This window comes from Bartonella sp. AA86SXKL (assembly GCF_042196885.1).
In genome coordinates, this window is record NZ_JBHIRE010000402.1 from 1 (window position 1) to 659 (window position 659).

At 44.2% G+C, this 659-nt stretch carries 1 pseudogene; it reads left to right on the plus strand.

From position 1 onward, the window contains the following. A pseudogene (locus tag ACFIO5_RS12250) lies at positions 1 to 659 on the plus strand (phage tail protein); the annotation flags it as partial.

Genomic DNA, 659 nt, shown 5'->3' on the forward strand with positions numbered 1-659 from the left:
CTGCAACTCTTATAGGCTCTCTGCTTTCAGCAATAACCGCCGTTGGTTCTGCTTTTATATCACTTGGTGTCGCAATCATGACCACTCCTATCGGTTGGATAATCGGGGGCATTGCGGCGCTTGTCGGGGCTGGATATCTGCTCTACAAAAACTGGGACAAAATCAATGGCTGGCTGCTTACATCACTAGCCATAGTAAGCGCAGTTTTTATCAGGCTTGCTTTTGCTCTTTCAGGACCAGTGCTTGCGGCCTTCACTTCCGTTGGTTCTAAAATTACCGGTCTGGCTGTAAACCTTGGAAAATCCCTGCTCTCAAAAATAGTCGCAGCAGATAAAGCTTTTATTAGATTTTCTGCTACTCTGGGAAGATCACTGCTTTCAGCATTAGCCTCAGCTGCTTCCGCAGTTGCCAGTCTTGCTTTAACTCTTGTAGGTTCACTCATTTCGGCAATAACCGCCGTTGGTTCTGCTTTTATATCGCTTGGTATCACAATCATGACCACACCTATTGGCTGGATAATGGCTGGCATTGCAGCCCTTATTGGAATTGGATATCTGCTTTATAAAAATTGGGACACAGTCATAAGCTTTATAAGCAAGTTATGGGATTCTTTTGCAAGCTTATGTAGTAATGCTTTCAATAACCTCTTTGCGCTCTTT